Below are 24147 nucleotides of genomic sequence, written 5' to 3' on the forward strand. Positions count from 1 at the left end.
AAAAACGAGAATTAAAGTAAAAAATAATGAATTGCCTGAATATGCAGGCAATTGCATTTCCTTTTTTTATATTATGCCGCAGGCATTCCTTTCAAAACGGGGCGGTTGAGCGTCGAATTCCATTCCCAGACATCAGTGAAGTCCCAGCCAAGTTGTCCGGAACCGGTCCCGCTGAAGAATGTATCAACCAACTCCGCCGCTGTTTTTGTTCCACCGTCTTTTCCATTTATATCGGGGGTCCACGTTCCGGGAATTGTATCGATTGCATAGTTGTTTTTATAATAAGGCGTGTTAGAACCGACTTGCGTTCCGATTCGCGAAACGTTGGTCAACCCTGTAATCGTTCCATTCAAGATAACCGAATTATTAACACCTGTCACATTGGGAATCATGATTCTTTGAATCGAACCAAACAACCCGACGTAATCCGAGCCGGTAACGTTTCCGATGGCGTAGCAATTATCAACGGTATAGTTATAGGCAAATGCGCCGATCAAACTGCCGATTTTAGCGTCCCCGTCAACATCCCCCATGGCATAACAATCCGATATATGACTTTCACCATAACCGATCAAACCGCCGACCTCTTTATCACCGGTGACGTTTCCGGTGGCATAACATTGTTCAACATTACCATTCTTTTTAACATTGGCCGTTGACGATTGACCGAGAAGGCCGCCCGTTGAGCTTAAACTTGACCCGACGACGTTTACATCCCCGGTTGCATATGATTGCCGGACCGACGTACCGAACGTATGGCCAACTAAACCGCCGGTTCTGTTACCGGTATTGGAAACGTCCACATTTCTGGCGGAAATATTAAGCAATGTACATTCAGCTGTAGGAACCCCACTAATTGAAGTGGACCCCATGAATCCGCCGACGGCGTCTCCATGACCCGAAACAGAAAAGTTCGCGACATAGCAATTGGAAATGTTCGTGAAAGTACTCATGCCGACAAAACCGCCGACTTCCTTTCCGCCATTAATTTTTTTGCCGGCCGTTTGATCCCAAATAAAATCGGAATTATTAATGCTCGCGTTGCGATTATCACCGACTAACCCGCCGATATAAGGCGCGTTGTCGGGAGCCAAAACGGCGCAGTTTAAAAGATGTGTGTTGTTGATTGACCCATCATTATCGTTATAACCGATCAAACCGCCCGAGTAAGAAATGGATGCACCGGACGTATTGACCGTCGCGTTTGTCAAATTAACAACATCGATAGAATGCGACCCATTACAATAACCAATCATCCCACCGGAATGCCATTTGGTTGCATTGACCGTAACGTTTGTCGAATTAACGGAACTAATTCGAATAGGCGTGGAATTATGACTGTACCCGATTAAACCGCCGACATACGTGACTGAGCTTGTATTAACCACAATATCGGTAGAATTAATTTGATTGATCTCGGAACCGGAATTGTATCCGACCATACCGCCTGAATACTGACCACCCTGTGTGTTAATGGTCACATTTTTGAGATTTACGCAGTTGACCGTCGCATTGTTCCCCCCGATCAAACCGCCGGAATAACTACTGCTGTTGACAGTCGCATTTGTTAAAGTCACGTTGTTTATTGAACCGGTATTATTGCCAATTAAGCCGCCGGAATACTGCCACGTTTCATCAACGATCACATCTGTCAAATTGACATTGTTAATCGCCCCGGCATTATTTCCGATCATTCCACCGAGCAGTTCACAGAAATCTGATTTAACGGATATGTTTGACATCGTCACATTATCGATTGACCCTGTGTTATCTCCAATCATTCCGCCGGATTTTACAGCGGCCCAGTAGGTGGCATTGACAGCGACATTTGTTAAGTTAACAGTGTTAACGGAACCTGTATTATTTCCGATCAGTCCGCCCGCATTCGATGCATTAGAGCGGACAGTTGAGTTTGAAATGTTGACATTTTCAACGGAACTGCCTGTATTTTGACCGATAAAACCACCGGAATTTCCGGACACATTCATATTGAAATTTTCAAGGTTGACATTTTTGAAGGAACCACTGCTTGAAGACCCAAAAAGTCCGGCATAGCTGACGGTGGAGCGATTGATTGAGAAATCAGAGACGCTTTTAGAGCGGCCGTTAAAGTTTCCTTTAAACGCGTTCGTCGTCGAATTTCCGACCGGCTGCCATCCTTTTCCATCAGTTTCGGAGCGCTTAAAAGCCGTATATTCCGCATCTGAAACATTGTTCCAAGCCGTCGGACAAACAATATCCGTTGTCAACTCAAAATATTTCCCGCTGCCGGCGGATTCCGTGTAATATCGAAGCGAATCAAATTGAACAACATGATTCATTTTATAGGAATCTGTACCAGCCCCGGTTCCGGACTCAAACGGATAATTGACACTTGCGCTCGTGCCGTCAAACGTCACATTATATGTGTACGGATTCAAGGAAGAAGATATCGGCGGCCGTGCATTTGCCGGAAGGACAAATTTGACAAGATAAGAAGACGACTTGTAAGTGCCGTAATCAACCGGATCAACATCGACCGTGATTGGTCCGTTATCTGTTCCGTTCAGTTCCTGATAAGTAACAGTTATGTTATCTTTTGTCGGCGCGTCCGACCCATCCAGAATTGTCATAATCAGACGAAGTTCTTTACTTGTGTTGTTGTAATCATAAAGCTCCAACCCAATGTGTTCGGGATCGGGCGGTGTTGACGGCGTCGTGTTCGTCCCGTTTCCGCCGGGCGTTACGTTAATCGGATTGCCGCCGCTTGAAGGAACGACAGAATATCCGGGAGCGTCGCTTGTTGCAGAAGTAACGCTACAGCATGAGCAATATTGAGCGGCATTGCCATCAAACGACAAACAAGATGTTGACAGCAAGAGGAGTAAGAGAAGCAGAATAATTAGAATCAAAATATTCCGCCGTTTGAATGTGCTTTTTTTAATCGACAAAGAAAATCAACCCAATCATTTTTAAATATATATTATTTAAGAAATATACTGTTTTTTAAATAACCATATAGAATATGGACAATATAGGAATAGTTTGAAGGATATAAGTACTTAATCATAATATTTCCTATTTTCAAAAAAATAAAATAAATGAAAAAAAATAAAGCGCATGCACTATTTGAAAAAAGAGATATATCAAATAAAAAAACCGTTACATTTACGGCCGTCAAATGAAAAAAATCAGAAGAACACCCAAAAATATCGAAAAAAATAAGAAAAGTGAAATGAACAGAAGGATTAAAAAACCAAAATGTTTGAAGATATTTTCTGAAAAAATCAATAAAAAAAGCCCGATGAATTTTCATTCATCGGGCTTTTTTGTTTTAGGAGCAAATATATGAAAATATAATTTGCGCATTCATTTTCCGAATTACTTTTTGAATTCGGTGTAGCCGCATTTTCCGCAGGTGCTTCTGTTTTTGTGGTCAGCGAGGAAAACGCCCGGTCCGCATTTCGGACAGAATTTGTGCGTTCTGGTGATCGAGTCGCCTTCGACTTTGTAGTAATTTTTAACGGACATCAGACTCACTCCTCAGTGGCTTCGCCTTCGCCTTCAACAACAGGCGATGCGTTTCTTTTCATCATGTACTCTCTTTCGATTTGTTTCATGCGGTCGGCGGATTCGTAAACTTTCGCATATCCGCGAACTTCTTGAAGACCGTAAACGGATTCCATTTTTTGGACCATGGTCAAGTCAAGGTCGGTGTTCAAAAGAGCGGCCAATTTTTGTCTGACATCAATACGAGACGGGGTCGGACCTTCATATTTTATGGTAAAATCCAGTTCTCTCCGATTTAATAATTTGTTTTGGTAGTCTTTAACGATTGTAATTTCCATAATAATTCCTCACAAAATCAAAACTTTTTGAATTTTGACATGATGTGTTATTTGGATAAAGCGAGTTTCAAAGGAGATAATCAAATATAAACTTTTAGCATGATGTTGGATCAAAAAAGAAAAGGAAAATAAAAAGGAAAAACAAAAAATTAAAAAACAAAAAAAGGAAAAGGGAAAAATAGAAAAAATTGCCTGCTGAAAGCAGGCAATTAAATTGCTTTTAACGAATTTTTTGATTATGCTGCAGGCATTCCTTTTAAAACGGGGCGGTTGAGCGTCGAATTCCATTCCCAGATATCAGTGAAGTCCCAGCCGAGTTGTCCGGAACCGGTTCCGCTGAAGAATGTTTCATCGGCGTCATCCCGATCAATGCCGATTCCATTCGCATCAGGACAGAACATATTGAAGAGAGTATCATCTCCGACCAGAGTCATGCTGTTGAGCGCATAATCATTTTCAAGCACATTCATACCGAAATAGGGAGAGACCTTTGCGGATAAGGCAAAAGTTGTGCTTTCAACATTTTCATTCAAAGCAATGCAATGATGGATAGGGTACGCGGTGGACCCACTGATACCGCCGGCATAACCATCGCTTTTGACATTGCCTGAAGCGTAGCATTTGTAAAGCGCCGGATTGGAACCTGAAGTTCCCCAGCCCACGCGGCCTGCAAAACCGCCGGCATTTCCGGCACCGGAAAGATAACTCACAGATTCAACATCCCCTGTTGCATAACAATCCTCAATCGTCTCACCACAGAATCCGATTAATCCGCCGACATCGAAGTTTCCGGTGACGTTGCCGGCCGCATAACTTTGCTTGATAATGGAACCTTCGTCAGCGGTTCCGCCGACAAGCCCGCCGACATACCATCTTCCGGAAACATCCCCGGTAGCATAGGATTTTTGAACAGTGGCATTACTTACAACACCGACCAAACCGCCGGTATACATAGAAGGATAGGAACTGGACGTGGCCGCCAAGTTCGTCACATTAACATTTCTTGCAGAAACATTTGTCAGATTGCAGCCGGATATGCCGGCCCGCCCGGTAGCACTTCCTGCAAAACCGCCAATCCCTTGGCTGTCATAACTCGGATCAACCCGCACATCAAAATTCTCGGCGTAACAATCTGCAATATCAGAATGAGCCATACCGGCAAAACCACCAAAATAATGAGAAGTTCCACTGACTTTTATATCCGCCGGATTCTCCCATGAAACCGAACAGTTTGAAATCAAATCTTTTTCATGCGACCCAACAAAACCGCCGACATAGCTGAATCCGGAGGCTGTGCTGTTGACAACATGAACATTATTTACATTTCCACTGTTGTTGCCAAAGGCATTTCCGACAGAATTATGTCCGTTGACCGTGATTTCTGAAAGAGTCACATCGTTGACTCGACCGAAATTGTTGCTGATAAATCCGCCGACCCGGATAAAACCCGTCATACTGAAATTTTCTAAAGACATGTTTTCAAACGAAGAATCTATGCCCGTCACACCAAAAAGACCGACGTCGTCTTGGCTTGCGTTGTTATAAGTGAATTTGCTGAGCGTTTTTCCGTTGCCGTTGAGATTGCCGTTAAATTTGATCGTGTTGTTTCCAACAGCGCGCCACCCATCTCCAAAATAGACCGGCGTCCAGGTTGTATTTGCACCGGCGCGTTCGAATTGAATAAATTCCGCATTCGACCTGTTATTCCAATTGTCCGGATAATCCAAGCTGCTGTTTAATTTGAAATTCATACCGGTGCCTTCCGCATACCGCAAAGCATCGAACTGAACGATATTTTGGATAACAAACGGACTTGAGGTTGTACCGGTTCCGGATTCAAACGGATAATTGACCGTTGCGTTGCCGCCCTTATATCCGATTTTATAAGCATACGGAATTTCATTTCCCGGCAACCGATCTCCATCAAGTTTGAACGTTACCAAATAAGCCGAGTAAGATGAGGGAACGTAAGCGCTGTAATCCGCCAGGCCGATTGCCGTCGATATCGTTCCGGCATCAGCGCCGCTCAATTGCTGATAAGAAATTGCCAAATCGGTTGCATCCGGCGCCGGCGTTCCGTCCGGAAGAGTCATGACCACACGCAAGTTATCGGTATTTTCATTATAATCATAAAGTTCCAAACCGATGGCAAGCGGCTTTTCTTCCGGTTTTGTTCCGTTTCCGCCGGGCGTGACGTTGATCGGATCCGCGGGATTGCCGCCTTTTTCAGGAACAGCAGTGTATCCGGAAGCGATGTTTGACCCGGAAGTGACGTTGCAGCATGAACAATACTGAGCCGTGTTGCTGCCATACGACAAACATGACGTCGACAGCAAGAGAAGCAAAAGAATCAGAATAATTAAAAGAATAATATTCCGTCTTTTGAATGTGCTTTTTTGGAGAGACAAAGAATTCAACCCATGTTTTTTAAATTTTTGTTATTTGATTAGAATACTATTCACCTAATCAACAAATCTAATATTAATTTCAATCAAATAGTTTTATGGATATAAATATCTAATCCTAATAATTCCTAATAGGGTATTATTAGTATAACTATTTGGAGAGAAAATGATTGGAGAAAAGTTGTTTAAAAAAAAGTTACTATAAGAAGAAAAAGTTACTATAAGAAGAGAAAGGAAAATGAAAAGGGAAATGAATGAAGCAGTCAATCAGCTGAATAATTAAACCGGCAGGCTAAGAATCATTTTTTGATTAAACTGCCCCAAGAGGAGAGGTCTGATTGATACGCCATCAATCAATGATGCCGGCCGCATCCCCCGTTTTATTACATTTTTTGCATTTTGAACTGACATTGCAATAGCTGTCGTCTCCGCCCAAATCGACATAATGATACACGGTTTCCCAAATGTGTGCTTCCCGCATTTTTCCACAGAAAGAACATTTTTCCGCGCACTCATCCTCAATAGGCTGCCAGTCATGGCGCGCTTCCTGCATTTCCCCGCAAAAAGAACACTTTTCCGCACATTTGCCAACGACCGGTTTCCATTCGTGATTGATGAGCCAAATTTTCTTATCGTTTTTTTTCCGGCATCTGCGACAAGCACAAAGCTCATTCCAATCATGCACCTCGCGCGTTGTTCCGCAAAGAGAACATTGCTCTTCACATTTGTCCTCAACGGGTTTCCAGTCATGAGGATCTGCCGCATCATCATTTTTCATCCCGCATTTCCGACAAACGCATTTGTCCCAATCATGCCTTTCTGCTTCGTAACCACAGACTGAACACTTGACTTTACATCCGCCGGCAACCTGCTGTAAATGACAATATATTTCAAAAAAGATTTTCTTTCCGCCGCATATTGTACACGTGCAGTAATTCCAATGGTGCTGACAATATTTTCCACATCGTTTGCAGCGATCCCGGCCCCAGTCATGCTGTTCATCGCGCGTTTTGCCGCAGCGGCCGCATTGACAGCCGTTCCAATTGTGACCTGATAATTGACAAACAAACCCCATATTTTACCCCCTTAAGCCGTTCTGTGCCGTTTCACGGCACAGAACCGGCACACATATTTTAGAAACAATTCTTGAGTTTTATGATGAAATTAATATTTCAACGGATTGTATCCCGTTTGCGCAAACGACAACCAAGCCGTCGCCCCTAAGTGAACGCGTTTGTTGTATTCCCAATCCAGATCCAGCCCGCTGACCTTAAATCCGGTGGAAACGCCGTCCCGGTCGGCTGCGGTGATGCTTCCGTCCGGCAATGTATTCGCATTCAATTTGTTCATGACGCGGCGATAATCGTCGTCTTTCCCGAGCATCGCATAGCAAACCGCCATCTGGCTCGTTCCTTCAAACCAAGCGCCGTCTTTGTCGGCGTTAAAATCATAACCGTTTTCAACCGCCATGTTTTGTTCGACAAACGCCATGACTTTTTCCGAATCGGAAAAATCATCCCCGAGCGCCAGAATGGCCCACGTGTTGCAGTCCAGCGGCAAAACGTCTCGGTTGATTGTTTTTCCGTCAAGGCCGGTTCCCGTGTAAAAACAGCCGCGGTCCGCGTCATACATAGACAGCACGAACTTTTTGGCATCACCGGATGCCGCCGCATACATTTTTGATTTTTCGGCGTTCCCCCGTTGGGCTTCAATATCGGAAAGCCGGGCAAAAGCCGGAATCAAATCAATGTTGTGCTCGGTCGATTTGTAAGTCATGCGCGTTTGATTCCCATCAAAGCCTTCGTAACCACCCATGAAACCGCCGTTTGTTTCATCTTTTTGAAGAAGAATGAAACCCGCCATTTTTTCGGCAGCGGTCAAATATTTTTCATTATCGGTGGCGTCGTAAAGATCGCACATCGCCAGGACTGCCCACGCCATATTTCCGGTTGACGTGGAAACGGCATAATAATCTTCGTACCAAACGCCTTTGTCAAGATCGTAAAATCCCGGCATTTTCGCAAACGGCTGACCTTTGGAAAACCATCCCGGAAAACTTTCCGGATTGCCGGCCATGTACGCGTTTCGCAATCGGCCATCCGAATAAAACCGGTCGTGATCCAGCGCGTAAACCATCGCGTCCGCAATCTGTCCGGCGCGTTCATATTCGCCGGCGTTCGTCAAAACCATAATGACCAGCGCATTATCGTACGTGTACGCAAAATTGTTGATGATCGACGCGTCAGTTCCCGGTTTTTCGGAAGCGTAGCTTTGCAGAAACATCGGATTTAAGGAGGCAGAGGCAGAGGTGGAGGCGTCGTCAAATTCGTAACGGATTTCATCCACGTAAAAAGTAATGTTGCTTTTGCCCGGATTCTGCCGATCGTTGCTGACCCAGCCAAATCCGCAGCCGATTCGGCTGAGATTCTTGCCGGTCAAATCAATTTCATATTTTGTCCACGCATCCGTTAAAGTCACATATCCGAGCGACACTTTTCGAGCGGAATCCGGATAAGGAACATCTGTCCGCCCGTATTCGTCATACCCGAGACCGCCCATAAAAAATTCAACGCGTTCGCCGCCGTTTTCACCGCGCGCATAAAAAGTCAGTTTGGAAGCGCCGGTCAAATCAATTCCGGTATCGTGTTCCCCAAAATCAAGCTGCGGTTGTCCGTTCCGATCCGTCGACCCGGTCAGAAACATAAAACCGTTCCAATCACCCGATACCACTTTCATATTCATGCGAACAGAAGAAGTTCCGGAATACGGCTCTGCCGCTTCAAACATTGCGGCGGAACCGGAATTATTGTTCCCCATCCACGCTTTTTGGGTAAAACTGTTCTGTCCGTCGGCGAAATCTTTGTAAACATAATAAACATGATCTTGTGCAGCCAGCTGATTTTGAATATATGCTGCCGCCGAGTTGTTGCCGGATTCAAATCCGGGTGCGGAATGATTGGAATCATTGGGAAGAACAGAACCGGCCCCGTTGGAAATGTTACCGGCAGAAATATTGTCATCGGAATCAATACAGCCGGACAGCAAAAGAACGGCCGGCAATAAAAGAAGAATAAGCGGAAAGGCTTTTTTGAAAATTGTGTTCATCATGAAATCTCCTGTGATGTGTTAATTTTCGCCAAGTCAAAAAAGAGAACAGACTTCGGGTGCGTCAATGAAATCCGAAAAATTCGAAAAATCCGAAATTCATCGCAAAAGCCGTTTTTTATAAAATCAAGGATCAGTTTGCTTACAGATCAGTTGAATAACGCCTCCTCCTCTCAATTCCAAAAAGAGTTTGTCAAACGATCGGAAATAAGCTTGGAAAAAAGAGGACTTAAAAAGAAATAAGAAATAATCTTATTAAAAGAAATCTTTCATTATAAATTCTTAATAATAGAATTATATTAAAAAATAGAAAATACTCAAAAAATAGAAAATATTTGAAAAGAAAATACTTGAAGAGATAATTGAGAATATGAATTAAATTTTGAAAATAAGAAACAGGTCAAATTTTCAAAACACTTTTTTCAAAAAAGCGTCCACTTCTACGGATAAAATATCTGCAGGAACATCATCAACCGCCGTTTTGGCGTTTTTAACGTCCAATATTTGACGGAAAAACCGAGTCATTTCCGCATTTTTAGCATCGGTCACCGTCACAACCACCATGCCTTCGTCCGGCTGGCCGTAAAGAACGAGCGTTCCGGGTTTTGAAAAGGCAATCACCGGAATCGACGCCAAATCTTCTTCGCCGTCGACGCAAATCCGAATGTTTGAATCCGATAAAAGCGCTTCTTGAACCGCCAAAACCATTTCGTCTGAAATCGTTCCGGCCGGATTTTTGACGCGGATGTCGCAGTAATTGGAATGCGACGCCGGAGAAATGTGTTCCGGAACCGGCAGACGTTTTGTCAGGCGGTCGACCAAACATAATTTGGGAAAAATACCGGCGCTGATCAGATTATAAGTCGTCACGTCGCCGACGGAAACAACAGGCACATCATGACCGGCCGCGTCAGAGAGAAGCGGACGGATTTGATCGATGACTTCCGAGCCGTTTCCCGGATAAAGTGTGCCGTATGGGTTTTTCAAAAAAGGGCGTAACTCTTTCGGCAAATCGAAATACAAATTCAACTCATCGCACCTTCAATGCATATTTGTCTGCCAAGTCAACATTCATGCGCTTTGCGATTTCGGAGTTGCGCGGATCTAAAATGATCACAAGCCCCATCCATTCGTCCGCTAAGTCGCTTGAACCGCACATTTCACATGTGTCGCCGTTGACAATCAGCCGCATGCATTTTCTGCAAACTTTTTCTGCCATAATAAATCACCTGTTATTAATCATAAAATAAATTGAAAGATTTGAGAGAATCAATCAGTTGTTCTCTTTCTTTCCTTTTTTGCCTTTGCCGCCCTTGTCGTTGTCGCGATCTTCTTCAATCCATTGGATTTTGCCGAGCGCGGTCTGACGCATGGTCATACCGATCTTGCTTTCGCGCGGGTCGCGTTCGTTGATGCTGACCGCCACGATTCTGGCGCGCACGTGGTCGCCTTCGCCCAAAGCCTTTTTACCGACTTTGGCCACCAAGCGGCCGTTTTTGGCGTCATAGGACATAAATTCGTCCGTGATTTGACTGACGTGCAAAAGACCGTCCATCGGACCGATGCCGACGAAAACACCGAAGCTGACCGTTTCCAAAACTTCGCCTTCGATGACTTCCTGGTTTTCCGGCATAAACAGAATCGCTTTAAACGTCACGTCGTAATAAACCGCGCCGTCGCCGTAAAGAATGTGACCTTCACCGATTTCGTCCACACCGCAAACCGCGACAAGACAACCGATTTTTTTGTCGACCTTTCCTTCCAATTTTGTTTTTAATGCTTTCTTGACGTTTTCTTCCACATCTTCGCCAAGAAGGGTCGGATCAATACGGACGGTGTCAACGAGTGTCATTAATTTATACATAAATTTGTTCACCTTTCAAAAGCGCAAAGCCCTTAACATAAAATTCCAATAAATCAAGTTGAATGAATCGATAAAATTAATTTGAAAAATTGATGGTAAATGTGCATAAATAAATGAATTGATATAAAAGAGTTTTTGAATTTTATTTAAACTCCATGAAATTCATGATAAATGACATTATAATTTACTTTTGATCAATAAAATCCAATTTGCTGGACTGGCGCATGGAAATAACCCGGATTCCGGCCGCCATTAACCGCTTTCGTAATCCTGCGTCATTGGTCAGCACCGGAAGACGGTAGCCGGCCGCAATTTCCAAGATAATATCATCGACATGCGTTTTTCCGGAAACTGCGGGAAAATCGCACATGGCGATCGTGACGCATTGTGCGCCTGTCGCCATAGAAATCGCCACCCGCGCCGCCGCTTTGTCGGCGCCGGTTACTTTTTTGGAAATATGTTCCAGTTCCGCAACGACGACGTCCGGGACGATAAATTTTGAAAATCCGAGCCGCCTGAGTTCCGAAAAAATGTCGATTCCGAATTGAATCGGAACCATGAAACCGTTGGTGTCCAAAAGGACGCACGGTTTTTCCACGACCATTTTTTCAAAATCAGTCTTCAATAATACCGACACCGATTAAACGCCACCTGGAATCGATCCGCCGGCTGATGGCCACGTGCGCGCCTTTCTGCACGCAAACCGGGCGCTTCAACTTCACTTCGGCAACGTCTTTTCGAGCGCTGGTGACAACGCCGACGGTCGTCGCGGTGCCGATGTTGAGCATCAGCGGTTCGCTGGTTTTGATTTCATTAATTTCAGCTTCGTTGGTGACGCCGACAACCCGTTTCAGAAGGTCGAGCTTCATCAAAAATCCTTCGCGCGTCGGCGGGAGCGTGCCCGGCTTTCCGACGACTTGTCCGGTGAGCGAGTCGCCTTTCGTGAGCGACGGGTCCAGAAGGGTTCCGAGCGCCAAAAGACCGCCCGGCAAGGCTTTTTTCACTTTGGATTTGCCGGCGTGAATTTCGGTCACTTTGGTAAAAATCGGCTCCCAGCGGGTTGATCCGTCGGAAGTGATCTTAAGTCCCGGGCGGATTTCCACGTCGTCGCCTTCTTTAAAAGTGCCTTGCGTCAGCGTTCCGCCGATGACGCCGCCTTTGATATCGTTGTATGTAAAACCCGGACGGTTGATGTCAAACGAGCGGGCGATGAGCATTTGCGTTTCCTTGTCCATTTTGTGTTCCGGCACCGGAATACAGGTGTCAAGCGCTTGAATGAGCGCGTCGATGTTGATTTTTTGCTGGGCGGAAACGGGGATGATGGGCGCATTTTCCGCAACGGTTCCTTTGACGAATTCTTTGATTTCCTGATAGTGCTCAAGCACGCGGTCCCGGGAGACAAGGTCGATTTTGTTTTGAACAATAACGACATTCTTGATGCCGATGATGTTCAAGGCCATCAAGTGTTCCTTCGTTTGCGGCTGCGGACATTTTTCGTTGGCGGCAATGACAAGCATCGCGCCGTCCATGATCGCGGCGCCGGACAACATGGTCGCCATCAAAGTTTCGTGTCCCGGCGCGTCGACGAACGACACCGTTTTGATTTCTTCGGTTTTGGTGCCGCAGTGCGCACATTTTTTCTCGACCGTGTAACATTCCGGTTCGGCGCAGCTCGGACATTTTCTGAAAACAGTGTCGGCATAGCCGAGGCGGATTGAGATACCGCGTTTAATTTCTTCGCTGTGCGTGTCCGTCCACACACCGGATAAAGCCTTAACAAGTGTTGTTTTTCCATGGTCGACGTGTCCGACCATGCCGATATTTAAACTGGGTTGCGCCATGGTATTTCCCTCCGGCGAATAAAACGCCGAAATAAAAGATAAAATAATAATAAAATTGTGAAAAAATAAAGGTGATTGATATCAAAAAAGACTCAACCGATTGAAAACATGTTCGAATTCATTCCAATTCATGTTTCAAGTTCTCATTTTCCGTATGAAACGGCAATGCAATTTCATGTTTGAGTAGTAAGGGATTTTAAATTATATAATGATTCTTAAAGGTTATGGTAAATACGCCTGTTTTATTTGAAATTTGATTGAAAATTAAATATCAGATAAATTTTCAAGTCTGTTTGAATTTTTCCCGATTTTTGAGTTTTTTTCAAATAGATTTGAATTTTTCCAATTTTTTGAACTTTTTTCAAATGAACTTGAAAAAATTACAGGAATAAATTATACTTGAATTTCCAAACTGCTTTTTTAAATTTTAATTCCGGCTGTTGATTTGATTTTATTTTCAGAATAATAAACATTTTTAAAATAAATTAAAAATATTAGATGATTTATGAAAATTTTAAATATGTCTTCACATTATCTCTTTTTTAGAACATATTAAATTTTAAAGAGGAGATCAACATGAAGAAAATTAAAATATTTATCAGCAGCGTTCAATCCGAATTCAAAGACGAACGTCAAATGCTTTTCGAATATTTGACGTCCGATCCGCTTTTAGGAAAATACTTTGATCCGTTTATTTTTGAAAACGTTCCTGCCATGGATTTTTCGGCGGACCGTGTTTATTTTCAAGAAATTGAGGAAAGCGAGATTTACATCGGCCTCTTTGGAAAAGAATACGGAACCGTCAACGGTGAAATATCCCCAACCGAGCAGGAATTCAACCACGCCGGAAAAATGAGCAAAACACGATTGGTTTTTTTGACCCGTCACGCGGATTCCGAAAGAAATCCAAAAGAATTAAAATTCATCAAGAAGGCTGAAAAAAATGTTGTTTGGAAACAGTTTTCAACCGCAACGGAACTTAAGTTCTCCGTTTACGCATCGCTGGTTCGTTATTTGGAAGAGAAGGAATACATCCGAACGATGCCGTTTGATGTGTCTTTTAATTCGGCGGCAACGATTGATGATTTAGACATGGATAAAATTAAAAATTTTATTGATTTGGCCAACAAAAAACGAAGGCTTCCCGGATCAATTCAATCATCACCGGAAAATGTGTTGACGCACTTGAATTTGCTGCAAAACGGACGCATCACCAACGCGGCAATTTTGCTTTTTGGAAAGCAACCACAGCGATTTTTCCTGCCGTCCGAAGTTAAATGCGCCCATTTCCATGGAACTGAAATCAGAAAACCCATTCCATCCTATCAAGTTTACAAAGGCGACGTCTTTCAATTGGTTGACCAAGCGGTTGATTTCGTTTTATCTAAAATTAACGTTTTTGTCGGAACCCGCGACGAGAGCGTGCAAGTCCCCATTCTTTATGAATTGCCGGTGGCGGCGGTAACGGAAGCCATTGTCAACGCTATTGTTCACCGAGATTATACGGACAACGGAAGTATCCAGATCATGCTTTTTAAAGACCGGTTGGAGATTTGGAATCCCGGATATTTACCATACGGATTGACGCCGGAAAAACTGCGCGGTCCGCACCGCTCCATTCCGACAAATCCGCTGCTTGCCGAAGCGATGTACCTGTCCGGATATATTGAGAGAATGGGAACAGGAACCGGAGACATAATCCGCCTATGCCGGGAAGCAGACCTCCCGGAGCCGGAATTCATTCAAGAAACATATTTCCGAACAATCATCCGGCGCAACCAAAGTGAAGAAGAGGAACAAAATCAAGTCGGCTTTCAAACCGATTCTGCATCTTTGCAATCGGCAATCTTTCAAATAAATCCCCAATTTGCCCACCAAGTTACCCCCCCAACAATCCAACAAGTTACCCAACAAGTTACCCAACAAGTTACCCAACAAGCTACCCAACAAGCAACCCACCAAACAACCAAACAAAAAGATCAACAAAATACACATCGGATAAGAGATATTCAAACAAACAGAATTCAAAAAGAAGATTTAAAACACGTACAGAAAATTGTTCAAATTATGACTCAGAACTTGAAAAGAACAGAACTTCAAGATCTCATGAAACTAAAAGATAAAAACAATTTCATGTCAAAATATTTGAGCCCGGCAATGAAATTTGGATATATTGAAATGACATACCCCGCTAAACCGACTCACCCCAACCAGTGCTATCGGCTGACGGATAAAGGATTAAGGATGAAAAGAAAAATGAAATCGGATTTAAGGAAAAATAAGAATGAGCAGATGAAATAAATGGAAATATAGTGAGTGAAAACAAAAAGAGAACGAAAAAATTAAGAAAAATTAAATTCTAAAAAAAGAAAATTGTGACCTTAAGTCACAATCTTTTCTAATTTATCCGCTTCAAGCGCGCGTTTGACCTCATAAGCAATCCGGCGTCCGGTGCTCATCGGTTTTCTCCAAGTCGCATTGCCGTACGGGTGGCCAACCGACATGTGAACGTTGGTTCCGCCACCGACGCGGGGTGCCACGTCATAAATGTAGAAGTTCAAGTCTTTGTCGACACATGTTTGGAGACAGAACGGCCCGATGATGCCCGGATCATAGTGTTTTTTGCTGGCTTCGACGAATTTTTCCGCCATCTCAAAGACGTTTTCAAGCAAGGATTCACGCAGGGTGGCGGAGTTGTGGCCGCAAACCGTGTATTCCGGCGTGATTTGAGCGCCTTGGAGTTTCATTTGCTGAGGCGCCGGCAAGCGGGTGTGGCCGTCAAGGCTGGTTTCAAAGCGCCAGTCGATACCGAGGATTTCAATCGGGCTCATTTCTTCTTCAATCGGGGAGTAGAACATGTCGAAGTTGAAAACCGGACCGATGATGTAGCGCTCGATTCTCGCGCCTTTGAGTGCTTCTTCGGTGATGACGCCTTGTTTCAGGAGCGTGCTTGACTTTTCCACGTATTCGTCGTAACTGGCGGCTGTGAAAAAGCCGCGTTCGAGTGTTTTGACGGCGTGCGGCAACTTCACCATGACGAGCGCGTCGATATCTTCGGGATTGTCAATTTTTTCCGGGAACGGAAGACCTGCTTTTTCGAGGATCCAGTAATAGCTTTGGGATTCCGAGCGTTCTTCGCTGCGGAGCATGTTGCGGCTGCCGAGAATCGGGACTTTGAAATCGTCTTCAATCGCGTCGATGCTGCAGTAGGATGTAAAGGAACGGTTCGGGACCATGAGAACACTGTCGTCCAAAATCTTTTGCTGGTTTTGGGGCAAGAGGATTTCATTGAAATTATTGTAAATGACCGCCTCGTCCACGATGCCGCGCACCAAATTTCCTTGGGCGTCGCGCTGGGATTTGAAATATTTGGAATAAGTAAGTTCCCGTCCTTTTTTACAAAAGGCAACCGTCTTAAAATTTTCCTCGGCGGCGCCGTCGCAAACGTCTAAACCGGAGTGGGACGCAATCGTTCCGATTTTAACCTTTTCCGGATTGTTGTAATATTGGTCAACTGTTTCTTTAATTTGGCTCTTTGAAATCATAAGATGACTCCTGTTCGTCAGATGATGAAAAATAAAAATGAAAATAAAATTAAGAAAAAATGTTTGAGTTTGTAAATAAGGCTGAATTATAAAAAGGAATTGTTTGAAATGATTATTATTTAATCATCAAACAATCGGCATAATCATCCAACCGGTCATCAACTCAAATTCGATGTAAACAGAACATCCAAAAGCGTACCCGTAATATAAATTTCAATGACGGCGGCGACCAGCAAGAGCGGCAGCATGAAGAACAAATAACCCCAGCCGGCCGACAAGAAGTCTTTGGCCAGCGCGTCCCAAGTGATTTTGCCGATGATTTTTGAAAAAGTCCGAACGCCTAATCGAAAACCGACTGCTGTGGAGAGAATAATAATCGGAAGTTCAATAATACCGTGCGGAACGAGTCCGACCAGCAAGAAATCCAAACCGATCATCCGGATAGAGTATTCCGAAACCATGCCGATAATTGCACCGTTGAAAGCAATGGTGACGAGCGGAAACAAACCGAAAACAAAACCGAGCGCAACGGCTAAAACTGTCACGCGCGTATTATTCAGAAAAATATCAATCGTTTTCAGAAATGAATTTTCCGATTCAGACGCCATCGAATCGGATAAAAGTTTGATGAGTTCGTCCATTAATTCAGGACTGGCAGCTGAAAGAAGGTAGCCGGCCGCAAAACAAACCGCAAAAACGGCGGTCATCCAAAATGTGTAAATTTTGTGGTCGGATAAGAATTTGAACAATTTTGTTTTGTACCGTTTTCCAAGACCATGGGACGGATTTGGATTCGAATCCAAGTTTAAATTCAGGTCTGACGGACTTTGACCGGCAGACAGTCTGCCGGAATCAGAAAAAGACGGTTCAAAATGGAAATCACCGTCTGTGTAATCGCTGTTATTATGATGATCGTTGTTGCCGACCGTACCGTTATTATTATCAGCGCCAAAATCATTCGTTTTTTGAGTATCGTTATTTGAAATCATGACCAAACACCTAAAAATAAAGATCGTAAAGAGAAGTGGTTCTAAAGATAATTCGTTCGTTTTTGCAGAAGAGTTGACGCAGTCATTGCGTCAAAATTCGTTTTTGTAAATAAAACATTCCTATAAAAATATTTGTTTGAAATGTTTCTGATTTTGATTGCTTCGATTTGAATCAAAAATTAAAAAAATCAAACAAACAAAACGCTCAAGAGCGTTCCCGTGACATAAACTTCAACGACGGCCGCCAACAGCAGAAGCGGCAGAATAAAGTAAAAGAATCCCCAGCCGGCTTCCGACACTTCTTGGGCAAACAGTTTCCAAGTGACGTTTCGGCCGAAGAGTTTTGAAAAAACGACGGCGCCCAGACGGAAACCGACGCCTGCGGACAGAATGATCATCGGCAATTCAATGATACCGTGCGGAACGATGCCGACCAGCAAATAGGCAAAGCCGGCCGTTCGGGCAATGTATTCGGAAACGACGCCGACCATGATGCCGTTGGCCAGGATAATGAAGAGTGGGAAGAGTCCCAAAACGACGCCAAACGCAATGGCGAAGAGCGCAATTTGCGCGTTGTTGAAAAAGATTTGAATCATGAGCTGAAACGAACTGTCCGTGTCAACAGCGCCTAACGCGGTGGAAATCGTTTCCATCAGCTGGTCCGACAGTTCCGTGTTGGACGCGGAAACCATGTAACCGACCGCGAAGCAGAGAATAAAAACAACCGCCATCCACAACGTGTAAACTTTATGAACGGAAAGGAAAGAACGCAGATGTTTTTTGTATCCGGGCGTCTGCGTCGGAATCGGATCGCCCCAGGACGGATCTAAAATAACCGGTTCGGACCCCGTGTCTGTACTTGAATTTGTACCTGAATTCGTATTTTGTTCATACTCGGGATCTGTTCCGCGTTCCATGATTGACCTCCTGCGTTTTATATTTCATTTCATCGTTATTATCTTTATGATTTGGACGCGCCGCCCGCGCGCGTTACAGCGGCACGTTTTGCCGCTGCAAACAAAAACGGGCACATCGTTTTATTTTGACTTTTTTCTTTGGTTTGCCTGTCCGGTTAAATGCCGAAGAAGACGCGCAGCGAATTGCGGATCGCCGGCCCAAGTCCAAGAATAATGATCACGAACTTGATCGCATTTTTGATCGTTTCAATCTGATCTTTGTCTTCGCCCTGGGATTCGGTTTCAAGACCCTTGTCCAAAATCCAAACCACAATCATGAAGATCGCAATTTTGAGCGGGTACATGACCAAAGCCGAGCCGGTCAAATCGATTAAAAACGACGGCAGGACGTGTTTTTCATAGTAGCCGAAAACTTCAATGCCGATGACGGTTGACGTGGCGTCCATCAAATGCGCGAGCAGGATCGTCAGGTTGAATTTATCGGAATAGATTTTGCTGCCGAGTTTTTTGGCGACGAGTCCGAAAACGGTGGTGATTGCCAGACCGACGCCGACGACGGCAAACGGAACCCACCAGTGGACGACGTCATTGACGGCGAACAAAACGATGAAAACCGCTGCGACGAACAGGCAGCCGAGACCGGCGTACACGAAATAAAATGATTTGACGATTTTAAACTTCTGAAGGAGAAGCGACACGAATAAACAGAGCGCTGTGACCAAGAAGGCGAAGAAATAAATGTTGGGCGTAATCAAAACATAACTGAACGGCGGCTGAATGACGCCGGAATCGCCGACCACACGCAAAGACGCGCCGGCCACCACGAACGGCAAGGTCGCGCCCAGAGAATATTTGTCGACGGCGATGTTCATTTTCCGCAGGGAATAAATGATAAAGTAAACCGCGATTCCTAAAATAACCGCCCATGTGAGCGTGTTAAAGACGTTGTAGCCGGAATCATAAATCACCGGGTTGATGTAATTGGTGTAAATGAATTCCGTTAATGTTTCCGTAAATGACATGTTATCCCAAGCTGAAAATGATTAAAAGGATTAGCAAACAAAATCAAAGAGAATTAAACTTATAGAAACATGACGGCATTAATACTATAAAACGATACACAATACAACAAAAATGATAAAAGAGAGACAACAAAAACGATAAAAAGGAAGCAACATCAAGCAAAAATAGGCTGAAATGACAACATGTTTTATATTTAGTCGCTCATATTGTTTCTATTGTTTTGAATATTGAAAAATATGGACAAATAAATAAAAATAGGATATGAATCATTTTTACTAAAATATGGATCATTTTTACTAAAATATGGATCATTTTTACTAAAATATGAATCATCTTTACTAAAATATGAATAAACGATTTACTAAAAATTTTTATTTAACTAAAATTTTCTAAAAATTCTAATTATTTAAAAAATCAACCGGGATTAAAATGAGCAAATTCAAAGGTCAAAAGGGTCAGGCGGTTTCCGAAAGCAGCCGCTGGCGCGAGGATGAGATGCGCGAATCGAAATGGATGCAGTTTCCCCGGGAAGTTCTCATCGGCAACGACGTGCTCAAGGAAACGCCCGCCGTTCTTCAAAAATTGAAACTGACGGGCAAAACATTCATTGTCACCGGCAAAAATACGGCGGGCGTCGCCGGCAACGATGTCGCCGCTCTGTTGGAAAAGGAAAAAAACGAATGCTATATCTACAAGTCGGAAAAAGCGACATTGGAAGAAGTGGAAAAGATTGAAGCGGCGGCCAAAGAATTTAAACCGAAATGCTTTTTGGGCGTCGGCAGCGGCCGGTCGATCGATTTGGCGAAATTGGCGTCCAAGCGCTGCGACATTCCGTTTATCAGCGTCCCAACCGCGGCGTCCCACGATGGAATCGCGTCGTCGCGCGCGTCCATTCATTCGGACGAAAAATCAGAATCTTATGCGGCACAAGCGCCGATTTCCGTGATTGCCGACACCGGCATCATTTCGCAGGCGCCGTTCCGGTTGCTGGCGGCCGGCTGCGGCGACGTGATTTCCAACTGCACCGCCGTTTTGGACTGGGAACTGGCCAGCCGGCATCAAAACGAACCGTTCAGCGAATCGGCAGCCTTGATGTCTAAAATGAGCGCGGAAATGATTATGGGATCGGCGGACCTCATCCGCCCGGGACTGGATAGTTCCGCCCGGATGGTTGTGAAAGCACTGGTGCTGAGCGGTATTGCGATGAGCATTGCCGGATCATCCCGCCCGGCGTCGGGTTCGGAACATATGTTCAGCCACGCGCTGGACCGGATTGCGAAAAAACCGGCGCTTCACGGTGAACAGTGTGCGATCGGCGCGATTATGATGATGTATTTGCACGGCGGCGACTGGGAAAAGATTCGCAGCGCTTTGATTCAAATCGGCGTGCCGACGTCGGCGTCCGAAATGGGAATTGCTGATGAGGAAATCATTGACGCGCTTTTGCTGGCGCACACGATTCGGCCGGAGCGGTACACCATTTTGGGCACAGGACTCACGCCGTCAGCTGCCGAAAAGGTTGCTGCGGTTACAAAGGTTATACAGTAAAATCGTTCACGACCGATATGTCGTTTATTTCGGTTTGATTTTGTTATCCAAAGGTTAAAATCAAATAAACAGATAAATGACCTGTTGCAACAAATGATTCAAGTCGTTCGATTTATTCAACCGTTTCAATTTATCAACGATTAATTTCAATTTATCAACGATTAATTTCAATTCATCAACTATTCTTATCAATTCATTTATCAATTCAATCAAAAATCAAACTCATCAGGTGGAGAAATGGCGGCAGCTGTTAAAATTACGGTGATCGGTTCGCGTTTGGCTAAGCCGGGCGGCGAATTTTTCTTTATGCAAGAAATGGAAGAGTGCAAGAAATGTCAAATCCGGGGCACGTGCCTCAATTTAGAACCGGGACGCAAGTATGTGATTCAGTCCGTCAAAAACGCGAATCTGTTGTCTTGTGCGCTTCACGACGAAGGCGTTTTGGCGGTTGTCGTCAAGAATGCGCCGGTGGAAGCGTATGTGGATTCCAAAAAAGCGGTTTCGGGTTCTAAAATCGTTTACGAACCGGTTTTTGTGAGAAAGAACAGCGCGGAAAATGGTGATGACGAGGACGGCGGCTTAGATTACGCATTATTTTCTCCGAAAGGTTTGGAAAAGGGCGACAAATGCGTCGTTGCCGATGTGTTTGAAGGATTTGAGCTGGACGGCAAAACGTATAAACGCGTTTATCTTGTGTTAGAGTCATAATTTTTAAATATAATACAAATCATTGTTTTTGGAAAAGGTGAATCAATGGCAGAACAAAAATCACTTCCTTATTATGAATTTTACTCCAAGCCCCGCTGGGACAACTGGGTTTCCCAGATTCAGGGCGCCGGCTTTTCGCTTCAAGACGAAGAAAAAGCCGAAAAAAGCGCGGCCATTTTTGTCAACATGGCCGACGACGTCATTTTATCCTGCTTAAAAATCGCGGCGCGCTTTGACAAAGGAGCGCTCAACGAGGAAAAAGCACTCGAAATTTTGGACAGCGTCCGCGACATTGTTCTCGCGGAAGTTCCCGCCATTTCGGAAGACGCCGACATGATGATTTTTTCCGTCCAAGACTCGCTCAGCTGCTCCATGGCCGCTTTTGAAGCGTATTTCATGGGCGACTACGACCAAAAGGCCGATTTTAAAGCGCTCATCAAAGAAGCGGGCGCCGCCGAACAAGACGAAGAGCTTGAGATTGCGTTCGCCATTATGGCAACGCTCGGGGCCGCCGTCATTTCCGGACAGCCGTTTGATGAAGAATGTTTGACGATTCTCCCGGAAGACAGCATCGTCGCCGAGTGGCTCGACGGCATTGATTCGATTGCCGCCGCGCTTGTCGGAACCGACAGTTACAAGAACTTCGATGACGTCGACGACGAAGATTAATTAAATATTATTTTTTTAAATATTTTTTAAAAAACGATTCACCTTTCCTTTTTTATTTTTCTTTTGTTTCGTTTTTTCATTTTTGCGGCAGCGACGTGCGCGCGCGTTACGGCGTCCATTTTTCTTTTTGCGTTTCAGAACCATGGGTTCTTTTTTTGTTTATTTTTTGAGTTTGCGGCTGCTTTTTTCTTTTTGTTTTTAATATCGGGTTCTTCTTCTTTCATTATCTCAAGAAAACCGTCCCGCTTAAACAGACGCTTTGCGTCTGTTTAAGCGGATACCGCACACTGTCGGGATTGGAATAGCTGGCGGCCAGCGCAGATTGGAACAAGAAAAGACTGTATTGTCAGAAACAGTTGATACAGAACGGAACAAGAAAAGACTGTATTGTCAGAAACAGATGGTGCAAAACAGGAACAAGAAAAAACTGTATTGTTAGAAACAGATGGTGCAAAACAGGAACAAGAAAAGACTGTATTGTCAGAAACAGATGGTGCAAAACAGGAACAAGAAAAAACTGTATTGTTGGAAACAGTTGATGCAAAACGGAACAAGAAAAGACTGTATTGTCAGAAACGGATGGTGCAAACTGTAAATTAAAAAACAGTGTGTACAACTCAGAACAGTAAATAGCAGGTGCAATCTGTACTGCAAGTTGGAATGCATCTTACTGATCGTAATCCGCAAAATACAGACGCAAAGCGTCTGATTTTGCGGGATGGTTTGCTTGACATCAATAAAAAAAGGGAATAAAAAATAAACGAAAAACAAATAAAAATAAACGAAAAACGAATTATTTTCTGAGTTCTGCAACCAATTTCCGAATATTTTCAGAAATTTGATATTCGCCGGCGCCCCAATGAACAATAATGCCCTTGTGTCCGTTGATTTCAATAATATTTCCGGAATTTTCGGATTTGCAGCACCGCATGATAAAGGGTTTATTGGGTTTTGCCGCCAACGATCTTGTCGGACACATTTCAATAAATTCATAATCCGTGTTCGGGTAAAGTGTTTCAAAAACCGTTCGCGAGGTATCGCAGCCGACGAGCTTAAAGCCGTTTCCTTCGATTTTGTCGGAGTCCAAAAACTTTCCCGTCAAACCCGACGACCGGCATGGATAAATCGTATTTTCGCCTTGGTGAACGGACAAATCAATCAATTTTTTTGAAAAACGAATCTGAAGGTCGCCGAAAATTCCGCTTTGGTCGAGGCGATCAATGCAATCGGACAGCCACGGCGGATTCGGCGGGAAAACGTCAATGACTTGAATGTCCAGAATTTCCGACGGATCCGGCTCGTGAATAAACGTGACGTGGCGGTCAAACCCGGTAAAAAGAACAGTGGTCGCGCCGGTTTGTTTGCAGATTCCCGCCGCTTTTTCAATCAGAAGCGTCCGGTTTTTGATGTTGAGAACGGCGTCGCAAACGGCGATGTCATTTTCGGACGCCAGAAGGCGGACCGATTCGACTGTCCGCAAAAAGCCGGCGCCGGAATGAGAAATTTCATACAAGCGAAAGCCGGACGCGGTTTCTTCCAGAAGGTATTTGGACAAAAAGTAGACGTGAATTTTTTCATCAGCGCCCGGATGCATCTCGGGATGACAGAAACCGATATTTTTGTATTCTTCCGGAAAAATCATGGAGCGCCTCTGAAAACTGAATAATAAGATTGGATTTCAAATTGATTTGGAAATATAAAAAGAT

The 24147-nt window shown here is 44.2% G+C and carries 22 protein-coding genes; 5 read left to right on the forward strand and 17 right to left on the reverse strand.

Annotation, left to right across the window (positions count from 1 at the left end; genetic code table 11):
- Window positions 1-71: 71 nt before the first annotated feature.
- The 12 genes from MsAg5_RS00230 to MsAg5_RS00285 all read right to left on the reverse strand — a co-directional run bounded on the left by MsAg5_RS00230 (window position 72) and on the right by MsAg5_RS00285 (window position 13042).
- Window positions 72-2891: a beta strand repeat-containing protein gene (locus tag MsAg5_RS00230; RefSeq protein WP_338098598.1), complete on the reverse strand. Its 2820-nt coding sequence runs from the start codon at window positions 2889-2891 to the stop codon at window positions 72-74.
- Between the two features lie 469 nt (window positions 2892-3360).
- A complete protein-coding gene (locus tag MsAg5_RS00235; protein ID WP_338098599.1) occupies window positions 3361-3510 on the reverse strand; it encodes a 30S ribosomal protein S27ae in 150 nt (49 codons plus the stop codon).
- Window positions 3511-3515: 5 nt separating this feature from the next.
- Window positions 3516-3827: a 30S ribosomal protein S24e gene (locus MsAg5_RS00240; RefSeq protein WP_338098600.1), complete on the reverse strand. Its 312-nt coding sequence runs from the start codon at window positions 3825-3827 to the stop codon at window positions 3516-3518.
- A gap of 236 nt (window positions 3828-4063) precedes the next feature.
- Window positions 4064-6235 carry a GLUG motif-containing protein gene (locus tag MsAg5_RS00245; protein ID WP_338098601.1) on the reverse strand — a complete coding sequence of 724 codons (2172 nt, stop codon included), beginning with the start codon at window positions 6233-6235 and terminating at the stop codon, window positions 4064-4066.
- Window positions 6236-6581: 346 nt separating this feature from the next.
- Window positions 6582-7010: a hypothetical protein gene (locus MsAg5_RS00250; RefSeq protein ID WP_338098602.1), complete on the reverse strand. Its 429-nt coding sequence runs from the start codon at window positions 7008-7010 to the stop codon at window positions 6582-6584.
- Window positions 7007-7300: a hypothetical protein gene (locus MsAg5_RS00255; protein WP_338098603.1), complete on the reverse strand. Its 294-nt coding sequence runs from the start codon at window positions 7298-7300 to the stop codon at window positions 7007-7009. The genes MsAg5_RS00250 and MsAg5_RS00255 overlap by 4 nt, the downstream gene beginning before the upstream one ends.
- Window positions 7301-7396: 96 nt before the next feature.
- Window positions 7397-9340 (reverse strand): hypothetical protein, encoded by a 1944-nt coding sequence (locus MsAg5_RS00260; RefSeq protein WP_338098604.1) that lies wholly within the window; start codon window positions 9338-9340, stop codon window positions 7397-7399.
- A 405-nt stretch (window positions 9341-9745) separates the two neighbouring features.
- Entirely contained in the window at window positions 9746-10360 is a 615-nt protein-coding gene (locus MsAg5_RS00265) for a GTP-dependent dephospho-CoA kinase family protein (protein WP_338098605.1), read from the reverse strand.
- Between the two features lie 7 nt (window positions 10361-10367).
- Complete coding sequence (spt4, locus tag MsAg5_RS00270; protein ID WP_338098606.1) at window positions 10368-10556, reverse strand: transcription elongation factor subunit Spt4; 189 nt, start codon at window positions 10554-10556, stop codon at window positions 10368-10370.
- Between the two features lie 54 nt (window positions 10557-10610).
- Entirely contained in the window at window positions 10611-11201 is a 591-nt protein-coding gene (locus tag MsAg5_RS00275; protein WP_338098607.1) for a DNA-directed RNA polymerase, read from the reverse strand.
- A 184-nt stretch (window positions 11202-11385) separates the two neighbouring features.
- Window positions 11386-11805: a type II toxin-antitoxin system VapC family toxin gene (locus MsAg5_RS00280; RefSeq protein WP_338098608.1), complete on the reverse strand. Its 420-nt coding sequence runs from the start codon at window positions 11803-11805 to the stop codon at window positions 11386-11388.
- A 10-nt stretch (window positions 11806-11815) separates the two neighbouring features.
- Window positions 11816-13042, reverse strand: a complete 1227-nt coding sequence (locus MsAg5_RS00285) for a translation initiation factor IF-2 subunit gamma (protein ID WP_338098609.1) — start codon at window positions 13040-13042, stop codon at window positions 11816-11818.
- A 576-nt stretch (window positions 13043-13618) separates the two neighbouring features.
- On the opposite strand from MsAg5_RS00285, the gene MsAg5_RS00290 reads away from it, so the two are divergent.
- Entirely contained in the window at window positions 13619-15343 is a 1725-nt protein-coding gene (locus tag MsAg5_RS00290) for an ATP-binding protein (RefSeq protein ID WP_338098610.1), read from the forward strand.
- Window positions 15344-15423: 80 nt separating this feature from the next.
- Here the strand turns inward: MsAg5_RS00290 and MsAg5_RS00295 are convergent, their stop codons facing one another.
- The 4 genes from MsAg5_RS00295 to MsAg5_RS00310 form a co-directional block, all read right to left on the reverse strand.
- The gene (locus MsAg5_RS00295; protein WP_338098611.1) at window positions 15424-16587 is read right to left on the reverse strand and encodes a formate--phosphoribosylaminoimidazolecarboxamide ligase family protein; all 1164 of its coding nucleotides are present in this window, start codon (window positions 16585-16587) and stop codon (window positions 15424-15426) included.
- Between the two features lie 158 nt (window positions 16588-16745).
- Window positions 16746-17576 (reverse strand): stage II sporulation protein M, encoded by an 831-nt coding sequence (locus MsAg5_RS00300; protein WP_338098612.1) that lies wholly within the window; start codon window positions 17574-17576, stop codon window positions 16746-16748.
- Between the two features lie 188 nt (window positions 17577-17764).
- Window positions 17765-18493, reverse strand: coding sequence for a stage II sporulation protein M (locus MsAg5_RS00305; protein WP_338098613.1), 729 nt, complete (start codon window positions 18491-18493; stop codon window positions 17765-17767).
- A 155-nt stretch (window positions 18494-18648) separates the two neighbouring features.
- Complete coding sequence (locus MsAg5_RS00310) at window positions 18649-19515, reverse strand: DUF63 family protein (RefSeq protein ID WP_338098614.1); 867 nt, start codon at window positions 19513-19515, stop codon at window positions 18649-18651.
- Between the two features lie 496 nt (window positions 19516-20011).
- Here MsAg5_RS00310 and MsAg5_RS00315 point away from each other — a divergent pair, with 496 nt between their 5' ends.
- From MsAg5_RS00315 to MsAg5_RS00330, 4 genes are all read left to right on the forward strand, one after another.
- A complete protein-coding gene (locus MsAg5_RS00315; RefSeq protein ID WP_338098649.1) occupies window positions 20012-21064 on the forward strand; it encodes an NAD(P)-dependent glycerol-1-phosphate dehydrogenase in 1053 nt (350 codons plus the stop codon).
- Window positions 21065-21301: 237 nt separating this feature from the next.
- Entirely contained in the window at window positions 21302-21772 is a 471-nt protein-coding gene (locus tag MsAg5_RS00320) for a UPF0179 family protein (protein WP_338098615.1), read from the forward strand.
- A 45-nt stretch (window positions 21773-21817) separates the two neighbouring features.
- Window positions 21818-22441: a DUF2150 family protein gene (locus MsAg5_RS00325; protein ID WP_338098616.1), complete on the forward strand. Its 624-nt coding sequence runs from the start codon at window positions 21818-21820 to the stop codon at window positions 22439-22441.
- Between the two features lie 387 nt (window positions 22442-22828).
- The gene (locus MsAg5_RS00330; RefSeq protein WP_338098617.1) at window positions 22829-23041 is read left to right on the forward strand and encodes a hypothetical protein; all 213 of its coding nucleotides are present in this window, start codon (window positions 22829-22831) and stop codon (window positions 23039-23041) included.
- Window positions 23042-23234: 193 nt separating this feature from the next.
- Here MsAg5_RS00330 and MsAg5_RS00335 read toward each other — a convergent pair whose 3' ends face one another.
- Window positions 23235-24083, reverse strand: a complete 849-nt coding sequence (locus tag MsAg5_RS00335; protein ID WP_338098618.1) for a DUF7714 family protein — start codon at window positions 24081-24083, stop codon at window positions 23235-23237.
- Window positions 24084-24147 lie beyond the last annotated feature (64 nt).

Origin of the sequence: Methanolapillus africanus, assembly GCF_032714475.1 — an archaeon.
Taxonomy (GTDB): Archaea; Halobacteriota; Methanosarcinia; order Methanosarcinales; family Methanosarcinaceae; genus Methanolapillus; species Methanolapillus africanus.

Bases quoted from the DNA above. Each gene is read 5' to 3' on its own strand.
- MsAg5_RS00235 (WP_338098599.1), bottom strand. From the start codon at position 3,510: ATGTCCGTTAAAAATTACTACAAAGTCGAAGGCGACTCGATCACCAGA.
- MsAg5_RS00240 (WP_338098600.1), bottom strand. From the start codon at position 3,827: ATGGAAATTACAATCGTTAAAGACTACCAAAACAAATTATTAAATCGG.
- MsAg5_RS00250 (WP_338098602.1), bottom strand. From the start codon at position 7,010: ATGAAAAATGATGATGCGGCAGATCCTCATGACTGGAAACCCGTTGAG.
- MsAg5_RS00260 (WP_338098604.1), bottom strand. From the start codon at position 9,340: ATGATGAACACAATTTTCAAAAAAGCCTTTCCGCTTATTCTTCTTTTA.
- spt4 (WP_338098606.1), bottom strand. From the start codon at position 10,556: ATGGCAGAAAAAGTTTGCAGAAAATGCATGCGGCTGATTGTCAACGGC.
- MsAg5_RS00275 (WP_338098607.1), bottom strand. From the start codon at position 11,201: ATGTATAAATTAATGACACTCGTTGACACCGTCCGTATTGATCCGACC.
- MsAg5_RS00280 (WP_338098608.1), bottom strand. From the start codon at position 11,805: ATGGTCGTGGAAAAACCGTGCGTCCTTTTGGACACCAACGGTTTCATG.
- MsAg5_RS00285 (WP_338098609.1), bottom strand. From the start codon at position 13,042: ATGGCGCAACCCAGTTTAAATATCGGCATGGTCGGACACGTCGACCAT.
- MsAg5_RS00290 (WP_338098610.1), top strand. From the start codon at position 13,619: ATGAAGAAAATTAAAATATTTATCAGCAGCGTTCAATCCGAATTCAAA.
- MsAg5_RS00295 (WP_338098611.1), bottom strand. From the start codon at position 16,587: ATGATTTCAAAGAGCCAAATTAAAGAAACAGTTGACCAATATTACAAC.
- MsAg5_RS00300 (WP_338098612.1), bottom strand. From the start codon at position 17,576: ATGATTTCAAATAACGATACTCAAAAAACGAATGATTTTGGCGCTGAT.
- MsAg5_RS00305 (WP_338098613.1), bottom strand. From the start codon at position 18,493: ATGGAACGCGGAACAGATCCCGAGTATGAACAAAATACGAATTCAGGT.
- MsAg5_RS00310 (WP_338098614.1), bottom strand. From the start codon at position 19,515: ATGTCATTTACGGAAACATTAACGGAATTCATTTACACCAATTACATC.
- MsAg5_RS00315 (WP_338098649.1), top strand. From the start codon at position 20,012: ATGCGCGAATCGAAATGGATGCAGTTTCCCCGGGAAGTTCTCATCGGC.
- MsAg5_RS00320 (WP_338098615.1), top strand. From the start codon at position 21,302: ATGGCGGCAGCTGTTAAAATTACGGTGATCGGTTCGCGTTTGGCTAAG.
- MsAg5_RS00325 (WP_338098616.1), top strand. From the start codon at position 21,818: ATGGCAGAACAAAAATCACTTCCTTATTATGAATTTTACTCCAAGCCC.
- MsAg5_RS00335 (WP_338098618.1), bottom strand. From the start codon at position 24,083: ATGATTTTTCCGGAAGAATACAAAAATATCGGTTTCTGTCATCCCGAG.